The following is a 25865-nucleotide window of genomic DNA, read 5'->3' as shown; positions in this document are numbered from 1 at the left end:
TATAATAATATTTAAAAATTAATATGATACCTTAAGTCCAAATAATACTGTTTTTGTCATGTAACCTGCATTATAAGAGTTTTGTAACGCAGTTTCAGGATCTGGCCCTTTGTAACCAGTAAATGTAAATGGATTCTGTACATCTAATGACAATCGTAAACTAGCCATTTTTAATTTATCTAATACACCTTGTGACGCATTATAGCCTAAACCAATATTACCCACTTTAACAAAACTTAAATCTTCATAATACCAATTTGTATTTCCATATTCTGGAGCAGGATACTTTGCATCTGGATTATTTGGTGTCCAAAAATTCATATCAAGACTATTAAATTTAGCATCATCACCGTTATAAGGTGTAAAGTGCGAATAGAACTCTGAATGACCGTATGATCCTTGTCTTGTATATATTTGAATCGATAAATCTAAATTCTTATAAGTAAAAGTATTCGTCATACCTCCAATCCAATCTGGAGATACCTGACCTAATATAACTTTATCTTCAGCCCCATAAGTACCACTATTGTCTTGATCTATTACTTTATACTGTCCAGGGAAAGCTCCATAAACGGCAGCTTCAGCAGCTTCGTCTATTTGCCATATGCCATCATTTTGGTAGCCATAAATGGCGTCAACAGGTTGACCTACTTGAAGTACACCATGTGATCCATAAGTCTCTTTATCTAATGAACCATCCAATTTTAAAATTGAGTTTTTATTCTTAGCAAAATTTAAACTTGTAGACCATTTGAAATTATCCGTTTGAACATTTACAGTATTTAAAGTAATCTCAATACCCTTATTTTCTACAGAACCATAATTACCTATGGCAGACCCATATCCAGTTATATTTGATAAGGTTCTACTAAGAATTGCATCTACAGTTTTTTTTCTATAAAGTTCTAAACCTAAACGCACTCTATTATTTATAATTCCTAGATCGATACCAAAGTTAACTTCCTTAGAACGTTCCCATGTTAAATTATAATTAGGCAATCCATTTACATCTACACCATTAGTATGTGTATTTCCGAAAAGATAATCAGCACCACCTAAAAAGGCTAAAGAGCTATAAGCACTAACTGGACTGTCGTTACCAGATTCACCGTAACTTAAACGAAATTTTAAATTACTTAACCAACTCGTGTCTTGTAAAAAATTTTCTTCACTGGCTTTCCATGCAAATGCCGCAGAAGGAAAGAATGCCCATTTGTTATTTACAGCTAATTTTGAAGATCCGTCATACCTACCTGTAAAGGTGAATAAATACTTATCTAAAATATTATAATTTAAACGACCTGCAAATGATGATAAAGTTTCTTTTCTATAATTTGTTTTATAAGCTCTAACATCTAGACCTGCAGCAGTATTGTAAAACGAATACGCATCTGTGTCAAAATCTCTTGTTTCAATATTACTGTATTCACTTTGATTGTAATAAACAGAAGAAATTAAAGTAGCCTTTAAGTTTTGTGTATCTGAAATATCAAAATCAAAATCTATAATATTATCCCAAGTATATGATGTTTTAAATGAAGCATCATAATGTGATTGGATTCTTGAAGGGTCATTCCGAGCCGCTTTTGTATACAGTCCTCTATATTCACCAAACCTTGTGTTCTTAATATTAGGAGCAAATTGTGTTTTAAAGCTCATCCATTCTGTAGGCTTATATTGTAAAAACACATTAGCAATAACATCTAAAGATTTTGTATTCACTGTCCAAGCCCCTTTATCTTCATAATAAGGATTGGTAAAACGACCATCCTGATCATCTGGAAATAAAATAACATTACCATCAGGATCAAATGAGTTAACTGTTGGTGCTAAACGTAGCGTACTTCTAAAAAGCTCTCTACTTCCTTCTTCTCTTTCAGACAATGATAAGTAAGCTTTTACACCCGCTGTAAATTTATCAGTAACTTTTTTTGTTATAGAAGCACTTAAATTATAACGCTCATAACCTTCAATACCCATAACTCCTTCATCATTTAAATATCCAATAGATCCATTATATGTAAGTCCATTAGAACCACCAGACATTGCTAAATTATGACTTGTTTGTATACCTGTTTTTCTATAATCACCAGCCCAGTCAGTATAACGACCGTTTGTTACGTTGTCAAATTCTTCATTTGTATTTTTAAATTCTCTTGATAAATCAACTGTAATGCCATTATAGTCAGCCACAGTACCTTCATATCCATTTTTAAATAGTCCTTTCCAAGCTGTACTTCTTAATACTTTATCAACAAAGCCAACATATTCATCACCATTATAAAAATCAGGAATGTTAGTAGCAGAACGTACCCCTAAAGTAGCCTCATAACTAAAAACTGTTTTTCCTTCTATACCATTTTTGGTAGTAATAATAACAACACCATTTGCACCTCTGGCACCATAAATTGCTGTAGCAGAAGCATCCTTTAATACATCCATTTGTTGGATGTCGGCAGGGTTTAAAATATTAATGTCGTCAAAAAATATTCCATCAACAACATATAGTGGTTTTGAAAGGTCACTAGCAAGATTATCACTAATCCCATCACGACCTGCGTCACTATTTTTTATTACTGTATTACCCCTAATATCTATAGAAAGTGGAGCACCAGGCTTATTACTTAATGCCCTAACATCTACTCCTGCTATTCTACCTTGAATCGCTTGACCGATATCTGTTTTTTTCTGTTCCGTTATAGTGGCTGCACTTATGGACGCAACTGCACCTGTTAAATCTGTCTTTTTAACAGAACCGTAACCAATGACAACTACTTCGTCTAAAGCATTTGCACCAACTTCTAATTGAACGGTGTAACTAGATGATCCATCTAAGATTATTTCCTTCGTTTCAAAACCAATAAATGAGATTAATAAACGAGCATTTTCGTTTTTAACGGTAATAGTGAATTTGCCATCAAAATCTGTAACAACTCCGTTGTTTGTACCTTTTACAATAACGCTTGCTCCTGGTAAAGGTTCTTTTAAATCATCTAATACTGTACCTGACACCGTAGTTTGTGCCCATGTATTAACTGAAAAACCTACCATAAAGACAATTAGTAAGAGTTTTAATTTTTCCATATTTAATTGTTTAGTTAAAATTTAAGTTAATTATTTGTTGTTATTAATATTTTGTTAAAATTACTGAAGATGGAGAGTTATAGAATGGATTTTTTATTCAAAAACATGGAAAATCGTGTTATTCTTTTCTTTTTTTTACAATTTTTAATAGACCGTTATTTCTTCTTTTTATTGAAAATATTTTTCAAGATTCATTTATAAACATTTAGATTGTAACAATTTAAGGTCGAAATTGTCCATATTTTTGAAATATTAGTCCATCTTTTCAATTAGAATATATAATATATTTATTCGCAAGGCTACTATACACTAAAAGAGTATAGGCAATAAGTTTAAAATTAAAAAAATAAAGGTATGACAAATGATAATCCGATGGATAATATTGACGATTGGGAAGATAACTTAAAAGAACGTTATCCCGATCCAGAAGCTACTAAGAAGGAAAAGGAGGAGTTTAGAAATTATTTAGATTCTGAGCGAGTAGAGACCGTTAAGGAATTTTACCGCGTAAATCATATCAATCAAACGTATCGTTTTGTTTGTGAAAAAGAGAAGGAGTTTTTAAAGTTTGACAAAAATGAAATGTCACTTTGGGATGCCGTAGATTTTTTAAACACATTGGTTGATGACAGTGATCCTGATATTGATTTAGATCAATTTCAACATTTATTGCAAACGTCTGAAGCGATAAGAGCAGATGGTCATCCAGATTGGTTTGTACTCACAGGTTTTATTCATGATTTAGGTAAGGTATTATGTCTGTTTGGTGAACCACAATGGGCAGTAGTTGGTGATACTTTTCCAGTTGGGTGTAAATTTTCAGATACCATTGTATACCCTGAATTTTTTGATAAAAACCCAGATACCAATGATGAACGTTATAATACTAAATTTGGAATTTATACTCCTAATTGTGGTTTAGATAAGGTGAAAATGAGTTGGGGACATGATGAATATTTATACCAAATATTAAAAAATCACTTACCAGAGCCCGCATTATACATGATCAGATACCATTCCTTTTATGCACAACATCGTGAAAATGCTTATACACATTTGATGAATGAAAAGGATATTGAAATGTTTGAATGGGTTAAAAAGTTTAATCCCTATGATTTATACTCAAAAGCTCCTGTAGAACCAGATGCGAAAGCTCTCAGACCTTATTATGAAGAACTAGTTTCAAAATACCTGCCTTCTTCGTTAAAATTTTAATCACTAACTACTAACTAAACAACACTTTTAATATGCTTTATACCTACTTAGGTTTTTTTGGATTTACATTTTTTGTAATATTTTACACGGTTTTTAAACTTCGTAAAGATAAATTCACAACTTCAGAAGGGTATTTTTTAGCAGGTAAAAGTTTAACAGGACCAATTATTGCTGGTTCTATGATACTCACAAACATTTCTACCGAACATTTAATAGGTATGAATGGAAGCTCCTATAAAAATGGTATCATTATTATTGCATGGGAAGTAACCTCAGCAATTGCTTTAGTGATTGCCGCTATTTATTTTATTCCTAAATTTATGAAAATGGGTATTTTCACTATACCTGAATTTTTAGAAAAACGTTTTGATGGAGCTGTACGTTCGGTAGTTGCTTTTTTATTAATGTCATCGTTCGTCATAACCTTATTACCAATTGTTTTATATTCTGGAGCCATTAATATTGAAAGTGTATTTGACTTTTCAAGTATTTTCAATATATCTAAAGAACATTCACTAATTTATACAGTTTTAGTGATAGGGATTATTGGGTCTTTTTATGCCGTTTTTGGAGGTTTAAAAGCGGTCGCCTATTCCGATAGTTTAAATGGAATAGGATTAATGCTTGGTGGTCTACTTATTCCAACGATTGCACTTTATCAAATTGGTGATGGTAATATGCTTACTGGATTAAGTACGGTTTATGATTTTGCACCTGATAAATTTGATATTATCGGAAAACCTGATTCTGTGCTTCCGTTTTCTGTATTATTTACAGGTTTAATGATTAACCAACTCTATTTTTGGGGAATGAATCAGGCTATTATTCAACGGGCTTTTGGAGCAAAAAACTTGGTAGAAGCTCAAAAAGGATTAATATATACTGGAGTTTTAAAGTTATTTGTTCCAGCAATAATAGTATTACCGGGTCTAATCGCTTTCTATTATTTTCAAGATCAGTATTATGAGACCCCTGATTTAATTTACCCAATGCTTGTAAAAAAAGTGTTACCTACATATCTATATGGGTTCTTTGCAGCTGTTATATTAGGAGCGGTATTGAGTACTTTTAACAGTGTTTTAAATTCAGCTAGTACTATTTTCTGTTTAGATATTTACAAAAAGATTATAGATAAGAATGTTTCTGATGCAAAATTAGTGAAATATGGTAAATTGTCTTCTGTAGTTTTAGCCATAATAGCCATCTGTGTAGCACCGATGGTAGCTTATGCTCCAGAAGGTTTATACCAATTGCTTCAAGAATTAAATGGTATCTTTTTTATTCCCATTTCATCAATAATTATTGCGGGCATCTTTTTTAAGCAGATTAACACGAAAGGGGCAAAGGCAGGACTCTTTTTTGGATTTACCTTTTACATCTTAACCACATTTATTTTAGATTTAAATATCCATTTTGTTCACCTGTGGGGTATAGAATTTGTGCTTAATTTTATCATCATGTTTTTAGTTTCATACTTATTTCCAACAGTTGAAGAGCATCCTTATATGGATAAAGGTTCTGATGAAAAATCGTGGCCGGCTGTAAAAACGGCAGGACTAATACTTGTAACCTTAACGATATTAATTTACGTATTACTTTCTTAAGAAGTTAAAATAATCTAACGCCACATTAAAGTCTTTGGTTCCGGTAAATGTTAAATACAAATCTGTTTTACCTTTTAAGCAGTGTATTTCTTTTAAGATGTATTTCTTTTGCAAATTATCTGAGTCAATAGGTATTCTTCCTAAAATTTGACCAGATAAATTACCTTGTCTTATTTCTAAAAAGCCTTTGCCCTGAACACTATTTAGTTGCAGTTGAAATTCAAAATTTTCATTTTCGAATAACATTTCAGCATATCGAATCCAATTTCCATCTTTTATGTTGGTCAATCGAAATCCTTTATTCTTCAGCCCTCGCTTTTCTATATTTGATGATTTTTCATAATACCATTCTGCTTCAATTTTTTTCCATGATGCTTTATACTGACCAACGCCATTGCTAAAATGTTCATCTAAGAAGTTGGTATCGGTTACTATATGTCCATTATCATCAATATGACAATAGCTTATAATACTCTCTCTAAACTTATATCCATCTCGTATGTAATAACACCAAATATGATAAAACTGACCTTTCCACCAAAAAAAACTACCATGTGCAAATTCACCCAACTTATATCCTGTACCAACAGCATCAACACATTCATAAGGACCATAAATATTCTTAGATATTGCATATTGATTTCCCCAACTTAAATAGTATGACTGTTTATATTTGAAGAGATAGTTTTTATCCATCCATTCAGGTGCATTTTTCCAAGCATCTCCTTTTATTTCTATTGGTTTAGGAGTTTCTGCCGTAGAAATCATATCATTATTTAGCTTAACAATATAATATGCATCTGTTTTATCTCCATAAATTAGATAAGGCGTTTTATTTTTATCATCATCTGTAAAAAGCGTAGGGTCGTGTAATGGAGAAACTAAAGGTTTATGTAAAGCATCTGTAAAAGGACCAGTAGGATGCTTTGCTTTCATAACACCTATGCCACGTTTTCTATCAGAAAAGTAAAAGTAATAATTTCCATTTCTGGCACTAGCATCACTAGCCCAACAATCTTCACTATTATCATCCATATAATTATCTTTTGGAGATATAGTTTGTACGTGTTTCCAATCTAATAAATTCGTTGTGGCAAAAACACGCCAATCTTTCATAACCCACGTTTTATCATTGGGGTCAGCATCATGACCACTATAGAGATATATAGTATCATTAAAAACGCGAATGTGTGGGTCTGAAATTCCTTTAAAAGTTGTAATCGGATTTTGAGCGTTTACAATTCCTCCAAAAAAATATACTGCCAACATTGCACTATATAGAAGAATACTATTGTTATAAGTTTTCATTTATGCAATCAATTTATTTGGCATAAGAGCATTGGTAATTCTAGCAAAAGTAACATTACTTTATATTCAATATTAATTAATAATTTGAATATCAGTTCTAAACTGATAGGCAGGTAAGTTAGCATCATTAACTAAATTAACATCAGGCTTTCCAGCAAATGCATAACGAATGTACAGTGGTTTTTTAACCTTTATAGTATTGAGCAGTACCGTTTCTCCTTCAATTTTTGCATTGGCCATTTCCCATTTTAAAGAGTTGTCTGCAATCCAGAATCCTGTTGGAGCTTTCTTATTTATAGTTTTTAAACCTTTACTATTTTTAAAATGTACTATTAAAGTGTTGTCATTAATTTCAATAGTATCAAACATAGGACCTTCAGTAACAACTTTTTTATTGAGGGTGTATTTAGCGGCTTGTAAAGCCAACCGTTGAGCTAGAGGAAATTTGTCCGTTGGATGAATATTCTTTTCATCACCAAGATCAATTGTATTCGCAACACTCGTATTAGGTAAGTCTAATGCTTTTAATTGCGATTCTCTCATCCATGCCCATGATGCTGCCGTTGGACTTTTAGAATCTATATCAGGATTAGCAGCAGTACCTTTACCATAACCGGGTAACATTACAATTGAAAAATGCATGTTATCATTATGCCATTCTTTTCTGTAACGTTCAATCCATAATTTTAAAACAGTTCCATATTCTTTCATTCCAATAACATTATGAAACCAGTTCTTTTCGGTAACTTCAGGGACTCCAGAAAGATATCGGGTATTGCGTTCACCTTGATACCATACTAATCCTCTGCAAGCATAAGGGGCTAATGGTTTTATCATGGCATTATACAAAATATTAGGTTGTCGCCTCATAAAAATATCTTCATTACGTGTCCAGCCATTTTTAGCATCTAGAGACTTTTGGATGTTGTTATGTGTAGTTATATCTTTATCAAAAGCATCCATTATCGTTTTGAAATATGGTAATTCTTTGGTCATATCTCTTGGCATCCAAGCTTCAATAGAAGAACTGCCCCAAGAAGCATGTATTATTCCAACCGGAACATCACCTATAGCTTCTAGAAAATAAGCAAATCCAAAAGCTACTGCACTGCTAGGAAGGGTAGTGGACCAGTTACCAATTACATTATCTTCCTCTTTAAAAGATACTATTCTTTTTACTTCAAAACTTCTAATGTTTTTGGCAAAAGGCACAAGTGATTCTATTTCTGGAACTGCTTTTACCGAAAATTGCATGTTCGATTGACCGGAACAGATCCATACTTCACCAACCAGGATATCAGATAGTATAATCTCAGAACTTCCAGTAATACTCATTTCTCTTCCTGTTTTTGAAACAGATAAAGGAGCTAACTCCACCATCCATTTGCCATCACTCCCTGTAATGGTAGATTTACTTTGGTTGGCAAATTTCACCGTAATTTTTTCATTGGGTTTTGAAGTGCCCCAAACAGGAACGTCCATTCCTTGTTGTAAAACCATATTATCACAGAATAACGTTGATGGTTTTAACTCTTGAGTGTAACCCGTGGTAATTTGAAATAAGATTAGAAATAAAAGGGTAGTAATTAATATGTTTTTTTTCATTCTTAAATCTTTTAGTAATTTAATACATTAAAACGTTGCTTTTACAGTGTTTTTACCACTTTGAAGTAGGAATACAGAACCCTGTTGTTGTATACTTTTATTGTTTATGTAAACTTCACGTATAGTATCAGGTAAAATAAATTCTGCCGTCATACCACCTGGAATTTCAATAGAATAGTTCATTTCTGATCGGTTACTCCTTTCATATTCAGCAATAATACTTCCATGTATAGTAGGCACTTTTATTTTTGAATGTGCTAAATTACCCAATTGTGGTTTTATTGTCGCTATTTTAAAACCAGGAGTTTTTGGTTGAATACCCCATAAACCTCTAGGTATTATATTGGCAGGTGTTGCACCCCAAGCATGGTTCCAATCGGCATTGGGTTTGTATTTCATATCCCAAGCTTCAAGGGTAATGGTAGAGCCGATTCGAATCATATTATACCAACTGCGGTTTTCTGTTGATGTTAATAAACGTAACGCATAATCGGATTCATTAGCATTATACAAGGCATCTAATAAATACTGAGAACCATAGACACTACAAGCCATGCCTCTCGTTTTAATAAATTCAGCAACACTTGAAATATTTTCTTTGGGTACAATATTAAAAGCTAAGGCCATCATGTTTGAATGTAATGAGGCATGCTCTGTATCTTCTCCATCTTTATAAAAACCTCTTTCAGCATCAAGTAATTTACTATTTATGGAAGTTTTTACCTGTTGTGCTAAATTTTTGAAAAATGTAACTTCTTTTGGTTTGTTAAGCAACTGTGCAAATTCTATCATTATTTCTAAATTACGATAATACAAGCAGTTTGCAACGGTATTTATAGGTGTGAAAACAAATCCATCACGTTCACCTTCTTTAGTTGCTAACTTCCAACCAGTATCTTTTTGAGCGGGTGGCCAGTCTACAATATCTTTTAATTTGTCTTTGGGGTTTTTAAAACCTAATTTTTTCATGAATTCAGGTGTTGCTTTTGATGAACTAATTAGTCCGTCTTCTCGCCTCAATTCTAGTAATGTTTTGTGCTTTAAATCATCATAATACCGTTCAATGAGTTCTGTATTTCCGGTATACATATAATCAGCGTGAAACATTAACGCCACATGTAATTGCCATTCTGTTGGCCATGTAGGATGTTCCATAAAATATTCTATAGTTTGGCGAGCCATAGCATATTCTCTATCCGTGGTATAATGACTTAATTGATTTAGATACGCATCAGCTTCATAAGGAATTCGTTCTCTATCACCATCAACATAGACGCCTGCAAATGTTGTTGCTTTTATTGAATATTTACATAAATCCCAAATTTGGTTTAATATGGTATCAGAACTTTGAAATTTACTTTCTGAATCGTCCCAATAACTATGAAAGGCTAATTGTGTAAACGCATTTTTTTCTATTGATTCTTTTACATTTTCAATTTCTGCATATCTAAAAGGCATCAATACTGGGAAAGAGTCGGGGAGTACTATAGCTCCTACTTTCGTATTTCTTTTGTCCGGCTTTATAGGTAATATATAGGTATTCTTTTCAGGACTAACAGGAATTTTTATTTCTTGATAGCGAATGGTACCTTGGGGGTTTCTGTTTATTCTATTACCGTCTAATTGTTCTCCAATACGAACAATGATAGTGTCATTACTTTTTGCATTATAATGAAATAAGATATTTGCAAATGCTGCTTTACCAAAATCTATAAAATAGGATGATTTAGAGATTTCCTCAAATACGATAGGTTTTATAGAATCCATTTGGAAACTATTGGCAGTAGTAATTGTATTTATTTTACTGCCAGTTTGAAATGCCTGTATTTCTGAATACTGACTTTCTTGATCAGCATTATCCCAAATTCTAACTTTCCAAAAATAAGTTTGACCTTCTTTTAAGGCATTTCCTTTAAATGAAATATTAAAAGATTCATTACCTATTACTTTTCCTGAATCCCAAACATCAACTTTCGTAATATTTGAATTTTCTTTAGAAGAAGATACTATTATTTGATAGGCTTTTTGAAATGGGGTAGTGCTAGGAATAATCCACCCAAATTCAGGTGTTAAATCTACTATTTTAACATTTGTAGTATTCCTAATATTCTCTACGGTTAAGCCAGTAGGTGCTATTGGATTCCCAACTTCTGTTTGGTCTGCCTTAACTTTACAATTTATACATATAATTAAAATGAATACTAAAATAAAACGCACTGAATTTTTAAGCAAAAAATGCTTCACTAATAAATTTATTCTCATAATAATTATAATCGATTTTGTTAACCCAAATTGTTGAATTTCGGATTCCAATGTACAATAGTCTCATTATACATGGCATCTAAACCCATTTGAACGCAAATGGCAGCTTTTGCTCCTGTAATAACATTAGATTTTGGCATGGTATTATTCAAGATATTATCTCTAAAATCTATCATGGCTTGTTTTGTTGGCTCTTCATGTTCAATATTTATAGCCTCTCCATAGCCATATTTGGCTTTTGCAGTAGCTCCAGAAACGCCGTCAACATCTTGTTGTACCGCTTTGGTTTTTCCTTCAGGGTAAAACGTAGCTTTATCATAATCAAGTAGAATGGTACCTTTATCACCCATAATTTTAATTTGATACCCTTCGTTTGCATTACTTGTTAAGCAAGAAAATTTGGCATTAACACCATTGGGATAACTATAAATTAAATGAACATTATCATACGTTTCTCGACCATCTTTCCAATAATCTACACCACCAGTCCCCATTACTTTTTCAGGATTTGCTTCTAAAACCCAATTCACAAAGTCTATTTGATGCGAACATAACTCAGCGGTAAGCCCACCTGAATATTCTTTATACATCCGCCAATTTATAATGCGTTCCATGTCAGGATGATCAACTTTTCTTCTCCAATCTCCATGTCTATTCCATTGACACTCAAAAGCAGCTATTTTTCCTACTTTACCTTTTTTGATAAGGGCAACTATATGTTCATATAATTTTGAACAGTGGTATTGATGACCAGATTGAAATATTTTATTAGAAGATTTAACACTATTTAATAAATGATTAATTCCATCATAACCTTTTGCCAATGTTTTTTCACAATACACATGCTTATTCGCCTTAACGGCGGCCATGGCTATTTCGTCATGCATGTTAAATGTAGTAGAAACAATAACGGCATCAATGGCTTTGTCTTTTAACAGTTCCTTGTAATCAGCATATCCTTTTACATTCTCACCTGCCCGTTTTAAACCTTCTTCTAAGCGGAATGGAATACTATCGCAACATGCATAAAGGGTTACATTTTCTATGCTGTTTAAAAGCGGCATTAATCCCTTACCACGATCGCCAGTGCCAATTACAGCAATGTTTATGTTTTTATCATCACTAAAACCATAACCAACACCAGCTAAAATTGTTGATGTTCCTAATAAAGCAGCAGATACTGTTCCGCTTTTCTTAATAAATTTCCTTCTATCCATAATCAAAATTTAATATAGGAAGTACTTAAATAGCTTTAATTTCCCAACCTGGTTCATAGGTTCTTGACCATAATTTCATGGCTTCTCTATTATATATTCTTCCTGTCGTTTCATCAACTTCAAATCCATTATCTATTCTTGAAGCAATGTTAGCATAATGTGTAAGTTGTTGACTGATTACACCTTGTTCGATAGGTGAGGTGAGTGGTGCATTACCTCTTATTGCATCGAAAAAATTTAAGGTATGTTGAGTAGAAATATCTCCGCCTCCGCCAAGCGTGTTACCGGCTTCTGCTCCTTTATTAATATTTTCTTTTATTAGTTTTCCTTTATTATCAAATAATTTATAACCACCTCGATCAATAAATACGCACCCTTTGGAACCATAAATAATGGTACCTCTTCCTGCCCCAAATTTTTGATAACCATTTCTACTTTGTCCGTCCCATTTAATGGTTCGGTTTCCAGAGAATTTAAATTCAGCTTCCATAGTGTCATACATTTCCCAACCATCATCTTTGTAATGAAATTTACCTGCATTCACAGACACACTTTCAGGATATTTAACATCTAATGCCCAACGAGCAATATCTAATTCATGTGTCGCATTATTACCCATTTCAGCAGTACCATAATCCCATCCATACCAATGCCAGTTATAATTCCAAGTATCATGTGTGTATTCTCTTCTTGGTGCTGGTCCTTGAAAAAGTTCCCAATCTAAACCTTCAGGTGGGTTGGTTTTTTCTTGATGCGGTACAGGCCCTCTATTACTTGTATAAAATGCAGTAGCTTCATATACATCTCCTATAATGCCATTATGGATTTCTTTAATAATTTCCTGTGATTGCACTGAAGAACGTTGTTGGTTCCCCATTTGAACCATTTTCCCATATTTTTGTTGATAGGCTACTAATAATTCTCCTTCTCTTGGGTTATGACTACAAGGTTTTTCTAAATACACATGTTTATCAGCTCTCATCGCCATACATGCACCTGGTGCATGCCAATGATCTGGAGTTGCCATAAAAATCGCATCTACCTTTTTATCATTAATAATATTTCGAAGGTCATTTTCTAATTTAAACTTGTTATTAACGACTTTAGAAACTACTTCAGCTGCTTTATCTCGCTGACTTTTCATAACATCACATAAATAAAGTAACTCAACATTACTACTTTTATCTGCCAGAGCGGGAATATAAGCCCCATAACGTCTACCTAACCCCTGAATAGCAATATGAATTCGATCGTTGGACCCAATTATTTTTGAATAACTTTTTGCACTCATTGCATTTAAGTTAGTCGTTAATGCAATGCCCGCCGAACCTACGGCAGCTTTTTTAATAAAATTTCTTCTACTTGACATATTGTTGGGTTTAGTTTGATTTGATTTTTATATTTTTAAAAGATACTCTATCACCATGATCTTGTAATAGAATTTGACCTTTTTCTAGTAATCCGAATTTAGGCCATTTTACATATTTACTTTCAGAGACTAATTTCAAAAAGTCATCACTACCACGTTCATATTCTAGTACTTTTACACCATTAAGCCAATGTTCTACATGATTGTCTTTTGAAATGATATAGGCAGTATTCCATTCACCAATTGGATGAATTGGCTTATTAACATCTGCTTGAATTAAATCATATAGTGAACTCACTGTTCTACTACCATCGTGATTACCCAATTTTGCATCAGGATGTAAGTCATCATCGAGAATTTGGTATTCTAATCCGATAGAAGATCCTGCTCCTTTATTGATATTTGTATCTACATAATATTTTATGCCACTATTTGCACCTGGAGTTAGCTTAAAGTCAACTTTAAGTTCAAAATTACCATATAATTCATCTGTAACGATATCACCACCAGCAGCAGATTCTGCACCGCCAGAAGGTAAAACAGTAAGAATACCATCTGTTATTTCCCATCCATTTTCAGGGAATCTATCAAGTTTAGCACCTCTCCATCCTTTAGTTGATGTACCATCCCAAAGTAATTTCCAACCACTTTTAGCTTCGTCTATTGTCAATTGATTTTTCGTTATGATAGGTTTTAAAGGAGATTTTTTTGAATATTTTTGTAAGCTATCCGTAAGTATTTTTACATTTTTCCAAATAATTTCTGTGCCTTCGGCTTTATCTTCATGTATGCTATGTACCTGTAGTCCAATAAAACCAGAAGCCGTTTTGTCGTCAATAAGGTAGGCTGCAGGAATTTCATTTATCCATGTTTTAATGGTATCTCCTATAGCTTCTATTCGATAATGGTTCCAATCATTTTGCTTGAATGCTTTTTGAGCTTCAGGATTATCTGTCAAAGGGTTTAACCATCCGCGTCTACTTTCATCATAAATTCCTGCACTCCATGCTCTTTCAGAAGGATCAATTTCAATTTGATAACCATGTACACGACCATTTCTGTAATTAGGAAAACTATTAGATCTAATTTGAATTCCCGAATTCATCGTAGAATCTACTTTATAATCTAATTCAAGTATAAAATCTCCATACATTTTGTCAGACCTTAAAAAGGTGTTCGGAGTTTTTCTAACGGTTCTACCAACAATTGAATTGTTTTCAACAGCATAAGTGGCATTTCCTCCAATAATAGACCAACCATCTAAGGTTTTTCCATCAAATATTTCTACCCAAGGGGTATCATCTACTTCTGCTTTTGTACAACTGGAAAATCCAATTATTACTGTTAAAAATAATGCTAGTTTTAGCATATTTGCTTTGTTATTCATAATGATCAATGTTTATTATTTTATTTACCTATGTTATTTTGATAATGTGTACTTCCTATTTTTTTAATTGAGATCAATAATAGATCATGATTACTTAAACTCAATCCTGTACTGTACTGTTTTCTTTAAATACCTCATTAAACTTTAAAACATTTTTAGCCTATTTGATGATATATATTATTTGGGACTATTTTATAAAATGATAACAACTAAAAATAAACCTATTTTTAGAATGTATGCATTCTTGTTTATAATGATAAATGTTTTTGTTTAATAAGGTATAAAAGTAGCCATATTCTCTCAATTTAGTATGGATAATTTATGCAAATACATGATTAATTCACTCAATTGAATAGGATTTATGAATGTATTTAGGGAAATTCTATGATATGCATTAGGTTGTATTTTCTATTCATTTAATTAATGATGAATTAGTTTAGTAGTAACTATTAAGGAAAAAATCAATTTGGAAAAGACGATTCTCACCTTCTGTTTTGATGTAAATGACCTCTTGGATGGCCTATATCTATATATTTAACATTTCATGAAATTGTTCAAAAGTTTACCAAGTTAAATAGAGTAGCGGGGTAGATGTTAAAATCAAATTGGTGTGCGTATTCATTAATGTAATTGCGTTTTGCGTTAAATAATTAATCGATTGCGTTATAGAAATATTTTAAAAAAGTTAATTTTCCATTACTTTTTTATAAACTCTAAATAATTGGAAAACACATCACCATCATCAAAATTCAAAATAGCAGATTTACCCTCCTTGTTGGTTAAAACTTACAAAGCTTGGGATGCAGAAAACCCATTTAGATTGAGTGCTGTGGTTGCTTATTATGCCATTTTATCTATGCCAGGTTTATTAGTAATCATCGTAAATGTCATTGGTTCTATTTGGGGTCAAGATATTGTTCAAGGTGAGTTAACTAACGAAATATCCAGTGCTTTGGGAAGGGATGCAGCAAGTGCTATTGAAAGCATGATTGCAGAAACGCAAGAAGGAGATAAAAATCTAATTTCGACGATAATAGGTGTTGGTACGCTACTATTTGGAGCTTCAGGCGTTTTTTATCATTTGCAGATTTCTTTAAATCAAATTTGGAAAATTGATTCAGCACCTCAACAGAAATTTTGGAGAATGCTGCTTAATAGGGCTAGAAGTTTTACTTTTATTTTAGTAATTGGGTTTTTATTATTGATTAGCTTTATTATCACTGCAGGATTATCTGCACTTGCTAATTTTTTAAACCGCAATTTTCCAGACTTTATAGTTTACCTTGCCTATATTTTAGATATCTTATTATCTCTTGGTATTATTACAGTACTTTTTGCCTTAATGTTTAAGTATTTACCGAATGCTAAAATTAAATGGAAATCGGTTTGGGTTGGTGCGATAATTACAGCGGTATTGTTTGTCTTAGGCAAGTTTTTATTAGGACTTTATTTTGGTCGTGCAGATTTTGATTCTACATATGGCACTGCGGGCACCATTGTTTTAATTTTACTTTGGGTATCCTATTCTTGTTTAATTTTATTTTTTGGAGCTGAATTTACCTGGGTATATTCAGAAAAATATGGTTTTGGTATAAAACCAACTATCCATTCGTCTAAAATTAAAAAATAACCCATGTGTTCTTATCATTAATATAACTAGGTAGTTATATCTACACTTTTTTAGCATTAGGGTTAATATATTAATTGAAATGATTAAAATCTAACTGTCCCATATCTTACTTTTACAACAAGTAAATCATAAATTAAATCATGACAAATTCAAGCGTTTAATAAATAATATGATTAACACTTATCAATTGTATTCATTAATAATAGGTATAAAAATGATTGATGAGCAAGTTGCAATGTTTTAAGAAGTAGCTACAAATCTTTAAAATTAACGACAGTGAAATATATTAGTGCCAAAATAATCAATCAATTGTTTTTATTACTTGTATTACTTTTTACAGGAATTCTTATTTTCTTTGAGATATTACCTTACTTGTCAGGCGTTTTGGGAGCCATAACCATATACGTGTTATTACGTAAGCCCATGAAAAGGTTGGTGAAAAGAGGTTGGAACCCTCAATTGGCAGCTATTGCTTTATTATCATTATCATTTATTGGTATAATGTTACCCGTTGCAGGTATTATTATCATGTTGGGCAATAAAATTAGTGATGCCGCTACAAATTCGGAGAGGGTACTAAATGCTTTAAAAATTGAACTGGAAAATATTCAGAATTATTTGGGGTTTGATTTAAGTTCTAAAATAGATACTTCAGAAGTGTCTTCTGCTATATCGAGCAAATTGCAAAGTTTAGCTGGTAGTACTTTTGAAGTTATACTTGCTGTTTTTATAATGTATTTTATGCTATATTATATGTTAACCAATCGAAGAAAATTAAAAGAAAGTTTATTTGAATATATTCCTTTACATAAAGATAATTTGAAAATCATCGGTGAGGATATTAGTAAAATGGTAAGGTCGAATGCATTGGGAATACCATTAGTAGCTATTGCACAAGGGGTTGTTGCACTTATTGGATTTTTTATTTTCGGCATTGAAGATCCTATTTTTTGGTTTGTTTTGGTTACGGTTGGTTCCATGATTCCTTTTGTGGGTGGATTATTGGGTATAGTGCCGGCCTTTATTTTAACCTATGCTAACGGAGATGGTTTTCAAGCTTGGGGTATTCTATTATATGGTATAATTATAGTAGGTTCTACTGATAATTTGATTCGACTTTTTGTATTAAAAAAATTAGACAATGTGCACCCTTTAATCACCTTAATAGGAGTAATAATAGGAGTACCATTATTCGGATTTATAGGCTTAATCTTCGGTCCGCTATTATTAAGTTTATTTTTGGTAATGATAAAAATTTACAAAAAAGAATATAGCAATAAGAATACTGAAAAATCATAAAAACAACATTTAAATCACAAAAAAATATGGGTGTAATATCAAAAGATAACCGACAAATAAAATTGTACTATAATTCAGAAACCTCACTCGGTAAGCAAACGTTACCCTTTGTAAAGGCTTCTGAGAAAAAAGTGCTAACTATTGATATTTCCACAACGAAAGTAACAGGAACACAGTGGCTAGAAATAGCAGATCATTTGAAAATGCCTATTTCTGAATTGGTAAATTTGAATCATCCCGATTTTGTAAAAATTTACGGTAATAAGTTGATAAATTTAAAGGAACACGATTGGTTAAAATTGATTGAAAAACATCCAATAATTATTAGCTATCCCATCGTAATACATGGTAACACGTTTATACAAATAAAATCTCCTTCTGATTTTGCGAAATATTTGGATAAAGAATAACTATTTGATATAAATGGTCTTTTCATTTACAAAAGCTAACATTCCTTCCTTTGAAAGTTCTCTTCCGTATCCAGAAATGTTGGTACCACCAAAAGGTAGTCTCGCATCTGATTTGGTCATTTCATTGATAAAGAAGGAGCCATCATTAATATTTTCTATTTCCATTCTAGCGGCATTGATGTCTTCCGTAAAAAGCATGGTTCCTAAACCAAATTTAGAAGTTGACGCTACTTTTATCGATTCTGTTCTGTCTTTTACTCTTATAATTGCTGCTACTGGTCCAAAAATTTCCTCATCAAATAAGGGCATGCCAGATATTACATTCGTAATAATTGTTGGTTCATAAGTAGTATTATCACAAGTATTTCCAATATGAATGGTTGCCCCTTTTATGAGCGATTCATTCACTTGTTCTTGGACTTTTTTCGCTAAATCGAGTCTAGCCATGGTTGCAATATCAGTGCTTGTTTCCATAGGGTCACCTGATCTTAGCGTTTTTACTTTTGCTGTAAATTGTTTCAAAAACTCGTCATAAATAGCATCAACAACAACAAACCTTTTTGCGGCAATGCAGCTCTGACCCGCATTTAACATTCGTGCATTAACCATGGTATCAATATGAGTATCCAAATCGGCATCTTCCCAAATTATGCAGGCATTATTTCCTCCTAATTCCAACACTGTTTTCTTTAAATTTTGACCTGCAATTGCCGCTATTTTTCTTCCTGCTTTTTCACTTCCTGTTAGAGTTACCGCTTTAATAATATCATTTTCTATAATTTTTTCAATGCTGTTATGATCTGTTAAGACAGTTTGGAAACAACCTTCAGGGTAACCAGCTTCTATAAATAAATCTTGTATAGCTAAAGCACATCCTGTGGTATTTGAAGCATGTTTTAATATGGCTGTATTACCAGCAGTTAATGTTGGTGCCGCGAAACGAAAGACTTGCCAAAATGGAAAATTCCATGGCATAATTGCTAAAATACATCCTAAAGGATCGTAACTAATAAAACTTTCTTGAGCTTCTGTATCAATAAGTTCATCTGATAAAAAATCATCTGCATTTATCGCATAAAACTCGCAAACCGAACTACACTTTTCTATTTCAGCAACACTTTGTTTGATGGGTTTTCCCATTTCTGTCGTAATTAATTGAGCCAATTCAGCCTTTTTACGAATTAATAAATCACTAAGATTATTTAGTAACGCAACTCTTTCTGAAATTTCTTCTTTTTTCCATTCTTCAAAAGTATCTTGAGCATTTTTAAGAATTTGACTTATTTCTTTTTTAGAATGTTGTTCATATTCTGCAATCAATTTTCCGTTAAATGGGTTAATTGTTTTAATTTTTTTCATTGGTATATATTTTATGCAATCTTGTAGGCTATTGATACTTACATCGGTTGGTCTGATTATTTTAATTTAAGTACTGTATCAAAAACGTTGGTTTCTAATAATGCCATTAAATTTTCTTTATCAAATTTATTATTAATTTTTTTATCAATATCATTTTTTCATACTTTCAATTCCCTTTTAATAACTAATTCACCATTTTTTCTTTACGTTTCCGCAATTGTCTTTCTAATTCATTTATAGATTCAGTGATAGAAGATTGGAAATTACTATGCGTTGCCTCAGCGAAAAGTCGTGGACCCGGCATACTCAATCTTATATTACAAATGAGTCCCGTTTCATCTGAACTTGTATTCTCTTTTTTAAAGAAAACATCAGCTCTGTGAACAAAGTCATACTTTTCTTCTAAATCGTTTAATTTCTCCGTGACAAAGTTTTCTAAATAGGTACTGGAGTTTACATCATGGTATTCAAAAATTATTTGCATTGTTGTTTGTTTTTATGACTACAATTTTAGTAAATCTAAAAGCAGTTCATTAACGCAAATAGTTATTAAATTGCCGTAATAAATTAAAGTATTGAAAAATACTTTTTCGTATTACCTTTGTAAGATGAATTTCAAGGAATCAAAATTTTCAATAGTTGATGTAGAGACTACTGGTGGTGTAAGTATAGGTAGAATGACGGAGATATGTATTATTACCGTAATAAATATGGAGATCGTTGATGTTTATCAATCTCTTATCAATCCTGAGACACCTATTCCAGGACATATTACAGCATTAACTGGAATAAGTGATGAGATGGTATATGATGCTCCAAAATTTCATGAAATTGCTGAAATTATTGAGACGAAAATGAGAGATTCCATATTTGTAGCTCATAATGTAAATTTTGATTTCGGGTTTTTAAAAAAAGAGTTCGAAATTATTGGAGAAAAATTTTTGAAGGAAAAATTATGCACAGTAAGATTATCTCGTAAACTAATACCAGGTTTACCATCATATAGTTTATCAAAACTGTGTAGATCGGTTGGAATTGAATTAAATGGTGCTCATAGGGCAGAGGCAGACACAAGAGCCACAACTATCCTTTTTTTAAATTTATTAAAACTTGATAGCGAATCAGAGTATGAAGTTTTAAAGAAGTATCTAAATAAGTCGTCAGTAAAGACTGCGTTGCCTACTAATTTACCCACAAAAGATTTTGAAAAATTACCCAATACACCGGGTATTTATATTTTTAAAGATCAGGGTGGAAAGATTATTTATGTTGGTAAGGATAAGAATATTAAAAAAAAGGTGTTAACTCACTTTTATTCCAAATCGCAAAAAGTAATTAATATCTGCAATGAAACGCATGCATTAGATTTTGAAGAAACTGGAAATGAGCTTTGTGCATTACTTTTGGAGGCAGATTATATTAGTCAAAACGATCCTAAATTCAATCAGACACAGAAAAAACCAACCAGTGTTTATCAAATAATCTCTTATGAAAATCAATTGGGAGTATTGCAATTGGCTTTGCATAAAGCAAAGGTGAGTAATAATTCAGTTCAAACCTTATTCAGTACTGCCCTAGCCACAGAAACGCTAACCAAGTTATGTGAAAAGTTTAATTTGTGTCCTAAGTACTGCTCATTGCAAGTAACCAAAGGATCATGTTCACATTCTAAAATTAAAAATTGTTTAGGCATTTGTTCCCAGAAAGAGGATGTTGCTACATATAACGAACGTGTTAAGCAAGCATTATATAATGTACAAAACGAACAACAATCTTATACAATTGTAGAAAAAGGTAGATCATCTTCAGAAACGTGTGTAATACTAATTGAAAATGGCGAATACCAAGGATTTGGTTTTATAGATAATGAGAATGTCATAGAGCATTTTGAGGGATTTAAAGACTATGTAAAGCAATACAACAATAATTTTTTCACTTCTAAAATATTGAGTGCTTACTTACATAAAAATTCAAAAAGTTTAAAAATTATTAAAGCTGATACAACGCGTGTAAATTAAGTACTTGTCTTTATGTTTTTTCCAATTTTGTAATAATTTATGATGATATGTATTGGAATAGAATGGCCCATACTAGTTAAGAAATTATATACCCTTTAGATTTAGCATGTTTAATAATTTGTGCTGTATTTTCTGCCAAAAGTATTTCTACATGAGTACTATTCTTTATTAATTGAACAACTTTTTTTAATTTCTTCGTGTTTGTAATACTTCTTATATAAATACAAAGAATTCTATCGAGAAATTGCTTTGCTATTTCTAAATAAATTTCAGAATCTAAATCGTGAGCATCACCAATAAGGATAAATGGCATTGATGGATAAGTTTCAAGTATATGTTTAATTTTTAAAAATTTGTTACCCTCTAAAAAAGATTTTTTCCTTTTGTTTTCTAAACCAATATCTCGTAATAATAAGGTGCCTTTTGGGAAATTATTTTTTTCTAAAAATGCCTGCAGGTAATCATATAAATTCCATGGACTATTGGAAAGGTAAAAGAAAGGATTTTCATTATACCCCGTGCTTCCGCCATAAAGTTGAGAGCATAATTCCTGAGACCCCGCAATAGGCAAACGTTGATCACTCGATTTAACAATAGTATTTATAATTACTTTCCATTTTAAAAAGGAGTAAAGCCCCGTATCTAAAATAGTTTCATCAACATCACTAATTACTCCAAATTCTGCATTGGAAGCAGGTTTCATTATAGAATCAGTAATTGTAAATAGGGTTTTACTATCTTCTTTTAGGGCATAAGTTATCGGAATCCATATTGTTTTTTTATGCTTTAGATCAAGACCATGATTGGTATTTAGATTGACATAACCTTCACGATCGGAAACCAATACGATCTCTTTATTTTGCCAAGTAACTTTTACAGAAACGTCGGCTTTTTCATCCGTTTCAAAACGTTTAAAAGACCGAACTATATTTTTTGAAAAAGAATTATCAACTGTGGTGTCTATACCCTCATCTTCTAGCACTCTAGCTTGAGCATATATTTTCGTATCATTTGCAAATCCTCCAAAAGGAATAATAATCACAGGATCAGGATCGTCTATTAATTGTGATATGTAATTAAACATTAATAAATAATTTTATCGTTAATTCATTCAAATATACTTTTTTGATAGGTTTTATTGCATTCAAATGAACCTTAGTCTAAATTAAATAAAATGCTTTAAAAAATGTAGCCAATGCTGTTAATAGTAATCCAACTGAAATAAAATTCTTTTAATAATCTTTTTCATTTCACTTTGTAATACAAGAAATGTATGTAGAAAATATTATGTACATCCAATGCTAGTTACTTTGTACGAGAAAGGGTCATTAGATCAGTATTTTCAAGATGTTAACCATGCTACCAAACAAGCAACATACTTTACCAAATCAGAATCCGTAATTCTTAAAGTAATAGCAAATTTCAGCCCCAACTTTTAGGTTTCAATGCATTTTATCGATACGATTAAAATTCAAATGGATAGCGTTAAGCTCCAAACTTGAATCTTTCTAATTTTACATCAGTATTGATGTTGAGTAGCTTAGCATCAAAAAAAATAAGCTATTAATTTAAAAACAATTATTATGAGTACGACATACACTGAAAAATTAGGTGAAAAATTAAATACCTTATTGGAAAAAAGTTATGATGCTGAAAAAGGGTATCATAAAGCTGCAGAGAATGCGAAAAATCCGGGATTGAAAGGTTATTTTGAAAGAAAATCAAAAGAGCGAAATCAGTTCGGACATGCTATAAAATCTGAAATTAGAAACTACGGTCAAGAAATTGATAAAGGAGGGAGTACGGCTGGCTCAATGCACCGTGCATGGATGGACGTTAAATCTTTCTTTTCAGCGGATAGTGACGAATCTATGTTAGAAGCGGCAATTACAGGTGAAAAGGCTGCCATTGACGACTATCAAGATGTTTTAAATGAAATAAACTTACCTACAAGTACGGCAACTCTGCTCACCAATCAAGTAAGTCAAATTAAAAATGACATAAATACTATTAAAAATTTAGAAGACTTAACATAAGTTACAGAACCTATTGTTTCATAACAATATATGTTACCACCCTGTAGGGTTTTAACCATACAGGGTTCTTTTATCTTACAGTTATTGATGCCTATATTTCTTAGATACCCTGAGAATTGTAAATCAAAATTATCAAATGTTAAAATTGATTAAAGAATTTGAACATTTGTTGTTTTTCATAATGAAAAGGAGGAGTATAAAATGTGTAATGCGTTAATCTTTATTGCGTTAGCGTTAAAGTGATACTTAAATTTTATAGACTTTTGTATAAGAAGATTGAGAAATATCATAGCTCAATTATTAATTATTAACCATCCTTGTCACTTAGACAAGCTTAAAACAGAAAAATTATGTTACGTTGGACAATCACATTTGTAATCTTAGCAATAATAGCTGGAATTCTTGGTTTCGGTGGAATAGCCGCAGGAGCTGCAGGTATTGCAAAAATATTATTTTTTATTTTTTTAGTACTATTTGTCATTTCATTAGTTTCAGGTAGAAAGAAAATTTAAAACGAAAAAACAATTTAAAAACACTTAAAACTATTAATTATGAAACGAGTAATTTATGTAACGCTTTTACTTTTTATAACTTCTATGTCATTTGCGTCATTAACAAGTTGTAAAGAGAAAAAAGAGACACCAGAGGAAAAGGTTGAAGAAGCTATTGATGAAATTGGAGATGGATTAGAAGAAGCTGGTGAAGAAGTTAAGGATGCTGCTGAAGATGTAAAAGAAAATGTTGAAGAAGCTATCGATACAATTAATTAAAAATCTCTTAAAGGGAATGATAAACACATTGGTTTAATACGTTAATGGGTTTAAACGAGTATTTTAAATACTCGTTTTTTTTTGGATTAACATCTATTTAAGATTATAGAAGCCTAAATTGTATTCAAAGTTTTTAATTAGATTAGTTGTGTAATTTAGAATAGTTAAAAAAAATAAATTTTGTTCAAACTTAGTAAGTCAATTATAGTATATTCGTTGTGTACTTTTTCAATTCGTTTTATTAGAATATTGAACTTTTGTCAAATTAAATGGTGATTATGAAAATTTATGTAACATTCAATCTTGACATTACTTGTAACGCTATTCTTGAGGAGCAATTAAATAAATTAGATGTTCAATATGCCATAAATGGAGCAAGAGAAATTGTATTTACTAAAAAATTGACTGAGCAACAGCAATTGGGTTTAACAACATCTTTAAAAAAATATGGGGTCGAAGTTATTGATAACCAAAAAACCGAATTGATACAACGAATTAAAGATACAATAAATGAGATGCTAAAAGATGATGAAGCTAATTTGTATAAGGTATCCTCTTATTTATCTGATAAATTAGATTATTCTTATACTTATTTATCTAATCTTTTCTCAGAAGGCACATATACCTCTATTGAAAACTTTGTAATTCTAAAGAAAGTAGATTATGTTAAAGAATTGATTGCAACAACTGATTTATCACTGACTGAAATTGCATTTAGACTTAAGTATAGTAGTGTGGCTCATTTATCAGGTCAGTTTAAGAAAATAACAGGGTTAACCCCCACGGTATTTCAAAAAATTATAGAAAAACGAAAAGCATTTAAATCCAATAAAGCATAAAAATGAAGTTAAATAACTTAATTGTTTTTCTCGCAGAAGATGACGAAGATGACAGATGGCTTTTTGAGCAGGCACTAACCGATCTAAAAATTAAAACAGAACTTTCCATGTTTAAAAATGGAAAAGAAATGATGGACTATTTAAAAAAAACAGATACCATCGTACCACATATTGTATTTTTAGATTTAAATATGCCAATAAAAAATGGTATGGAATGTCTTAAGGAAATGAAAGAAGATGAAAATTTAAAAAAGATACCAGTTGCCATATATTCAACTTCCTCTTCTGAAAAAGATATAGAAAATACGTTCATTAGTGGAGCTAATGTTTACATTAATAAACCTAATAACTTTTCAGCACTTAAAAAAGTAGTAGAAAAGGTGTTACAATTAAACTGGCAATACCAAACATCAAATTTAAATAAAGAAAACTTTTTATTTAGAATCTAACCTA

Annotated in this window: 21 protein-coding genes; 11 read left to right on the top strand and 10 right to left on the bottom strand. The window is 31.5% G+C overall.

The window, feature by feature from the left end:
* Window positions 1-18: 18 nt before the first annotated feature.
* Window positions 19-3084, bottom strand: a complete 3066-nt coding sequence (locus D3P13_RS11030) for a SusC/RagA family TonB-linked outer membrane protein (RefSeq protein WP_117882345.1) — start codon at window positions 3082-3084, stop codon at window positions 19-21.
* Window positions 3085-3438: 354 nt separating this feature from the next.
* Between D3P13_RS11030 and D3P13_RS11025 the strand changes: the two genes are divergently transcribed.
* Window positions 3439-4299 (top strand): inositol oxygenase family protein, encoded by an 861-nt coding sequence (locus D3P13_RS11025; RefSeq protein WP_117882343.1) that lies wholly within the window; start codon window positions 3439-3441, stop codon window positions 4297-4299.
* A 32-nt stretch (window positions 4300-4331) separates the two neighbouring features.
* Window positions 4332-5903, top strand: a complete 1572-nt coding sequence (locus D3P13_RS11020) for a solute:sodium symporter family transporter (RefSeq protein ID WP_117882341.1) — start codon at window positions 4332-4334, stop codon at window positions 5901-5903.
* On the opposite strand, the gene D3P13_RS11015 is transcribed toward D3P13_RS11020, so the two are convergent.
* The 6 genes from D3P13_RS11015 to D3P13_RS10990 form a co-directional block, all read right to left on the bottom strand.
* Window positions 5892-7211 carry a family 43 glycosylhydrolase gene (locus tag D3P13_RS11015; protein WP_198680013.1) on the bottom strand — a complete coding sequence of 440 codons (1320 nt, stop codon included), beginning with the start codon at window positions 7209-7211 and terminating at the stop codon, window positions 5892-5894. The genes D3P13_RS11020 and D3P13_RS11015 overlap by 12 nt on opposite strands.
* A 72-nt stretch (window positions 7212-7283) precedes the next feature.
* Window positions 7284-8816 carry a sialate O-acetylesterase gene (locus D3P13_RS11010; RefSeq protein WP_198680012.1) on the bottom strand — a complete coding sequence of 511 codons (1533 nt, stop codon included), beginning with the start codon at window positions 8814-8816 and terminating at the stop codon, window positions 7284-7286.
* A gap of 27 nt (window positions 8817-8843) precedes the next feature.
* Window positions 8844-11078 carry an alpha-L-rhamnosidase-related protein gene (locus D3P13_RS11005; protein ID WP_117882810.1) on the bottom strand — a complete coding sequence of 745 codons (2235 nt, stop codon included), beginning with the start codon at window positions 11076-11078 and terminating at the stop codon, window positions 8844-8846.
* 20 nt (window positions 11079-11098) lie between these two features.
* Window positions 11099-12295: a Gfo/Idh/MocA family protein gene (locus D3P13_RS11000; protein ID WP_117882339.1), complete on the bottom strand. Its 1197-nt coding sequence runs from the start codon at window positions 12293-12295 to the stop codon at window positions 11099-11101.
* A gap of 25 nt (window positions 12296-12320) precedes the next feature.
* Complete coding sequence (locus D3P13_RS10995; RefSeq protein ID WP_117882337.1) at window positions 12321-13664, bottom strand: Gfo/Idh/MocA family protein; 1344 nt, start codon at window positions 13662-13664, stop codon at window positions 12321-12323.
* A 10-nt stretch (window positions 13665-13674) separates the two neighbouring features.
* A complete protein-coding gene (locus D3P13_RS10990; RefSeq protein WP_394336459.1) occupies window positions 13675-15051 on the bottom strand; it encodes a 3-keto-disaccharide hydrolase in 1377 nt (458 codons plus the stop codon).
* Between the two features lie 721 nt (window positions 15052-15772).
* Between D3P13_RS10990 and D3P13_RS10985 the strand changes: the two genes are divergently transcribed.
* From D3P13_RS10985 to D3P13_RS10975, 3 genes are all read left to right on the top strand, one after another.
* The gene (locus D3P13_RS10985; RefSeq protein ID WP_117882335.1) at window positions 15773-16681 is read left to right on the top strand and encodes a YihY/virulence factor BrkB family protein; all 909 of its coding nucleotides are present in this window, start codon (window positions 15773-15775) and stop codon (window positions 16679-16681) included.
* Between the two features lie 276 nt (window positions 16682-16957).
* Window positions 16958-17980 (top strand): AI-2E family transporter, encoded by a 1023-nt coding sequence (locus tag D3P13_RS10980; RefSeq protein ID WP_117882333.1) that lies wholly within the window; start codon window positions 16958-16960, stop codon window positions 17978-17980.
* A gap of 26 nt (window positions 17981-18006) precedes the next feature.
* The gene (locus D3P13_RS10975; RefSeq protein ID WP_117882331.1) at window positions 18007-18390 is read left to right on the top strand and encodes an arsenate reductase family protein; all 384 of its coding nucleotides are present in this window, start codon (window positions 18007-18009) and stop codon (window positions 18388-18390) included.
* On the opposite strand, the gene D3P13_RS10970 is transcribed toward D3P13_RS10975, so the two are convergent.
* Window positions 18391-19749, bottom strand: coding sequence for an NAD-dependent succinate-semialdehyde dehydrogenase (locus tag D3P13_RS10970; protein WP_117882329.1), 1359 nt, complete (start codon window positions 19747-19749; stop codon window positions 18391-18393).
* A 184-nt stretch (window positions 19750-19933) separates the two neighbouring features.
* A complete protein-coding gene (gene hpf / locus D3P13_RS10965) occupies window positions 19934-20233 on the bottom strand; it encodes a ribosome hibernation-promoting factor, HPF/YfiA family (RefSeq protein WP_117882327.1) in 300 nt (99 codons plus the stop codon).
* A gap of 124 nt (window positions 20234-20357) precedes the next feature.
* Here hpf and D3P13_RS10960 point away from each other — a divergent pair, with 124 nt between their 5' ends.
* A complete protein-coding gene (locus tag D3P13_RS10960) occupies window positions 20358-21767 on the top strand; it encodes an exonuclease domain-containing protein (protein ID WP_117882324.1) in 1410 nt (469 codons plus the stop codon).
* A 76-nt stretch (window positions 21768-21843) separates the two neighbouring features.
* Here D3P13_RS10960 and D3P13_RS10955 read toward each other — a convergent pair whose 3' ends face one another.
* Window positions 21844-22851, bottom strand: a complete 1008-nt coding sequence (locus D3P13_RS10955; protein ID WP_117882322.1) for an App1 family protein — start codon at window positions 22849-22851, stop codon at window positions 21844-21846.
* Window positions 22852-23350: 499 nt separating this feature from the next.
* On the opposite strand from D3P13_RS10955, the gene D3P13_RS10950 reads away from it, so the two are divergent.
* From D3P13_RS10950 to D3P13_RS10930, 5 genes are all read left to right on the top strand, one after another.
* On the top strand, window positions 23351-23803 hold the full coding sequence (locus tag D3P13_RS10950) for a ferritin-like domain-containing protein (protein WP_117882320.1): 453 nt from the start codon (window positions 23351-23353) through the stop codon (window positions 23801-23803).
* A gap of 350 nt (window positions 23804-24153) precedes the next feature.
* A complete protein-coding gene (locus tag D3P13_RS10945) occupies window positions 24154-24315 on the top strand; it encodes a DUF1328 domain-containing protein (protein ID WP_117882318.1) in 162 nt (53 codons plus the stop codon).
* Window positions 24316-24354: 39 nt separating this feature from the next.
* The gene (locus D3P13_RS10940) at window positions 24355-24573 is read left to right on the top strand and encodes a hypothetical protein (protein ID WP_117882316.1); all 219 of its coding nucleotides are present in this window, start codon (window positions 24355-24357) and stop codon (window positions 24571-24573) included.
* 278 nt (window positions 24574-24851) lie between these two features.
* Entirely contained in the window at window positions 24852-25412 is a 561-nt protein-coding gene (locus D3P13_RS10935; RefSeq protein WP_117882314.1) for a helix-turn-helix domain-containing protein, read from the top strand.
* Between the two features lie 2 nt (window positions 25413-25414).
* On the top strand, window positions 25415-25861 hold the full coding sequence (locus tag D3P13_RS10930; RefSeq protein ID WP_117882312.1) for a response regulator: 447 nt from the start codon (window positions 25415-25417) through the stop codon (window positions 25859-25861).
* The last annotated feature ends 4 nt before the right edge of the window (window positions 25862-25865 follow it).

Source organism: Aureibaculum luteum (assembly GCF_003449015.1).
Lineage (GTDB): Bacteria > Bacteroidota > Bacteroidia > Flavobacteriales > Flavobacteriaceae > Aureibaculum > Aureibaculum luteum.
This window is presented reverse-complemented; position numbering and strand designations above follow the sequence as displayed.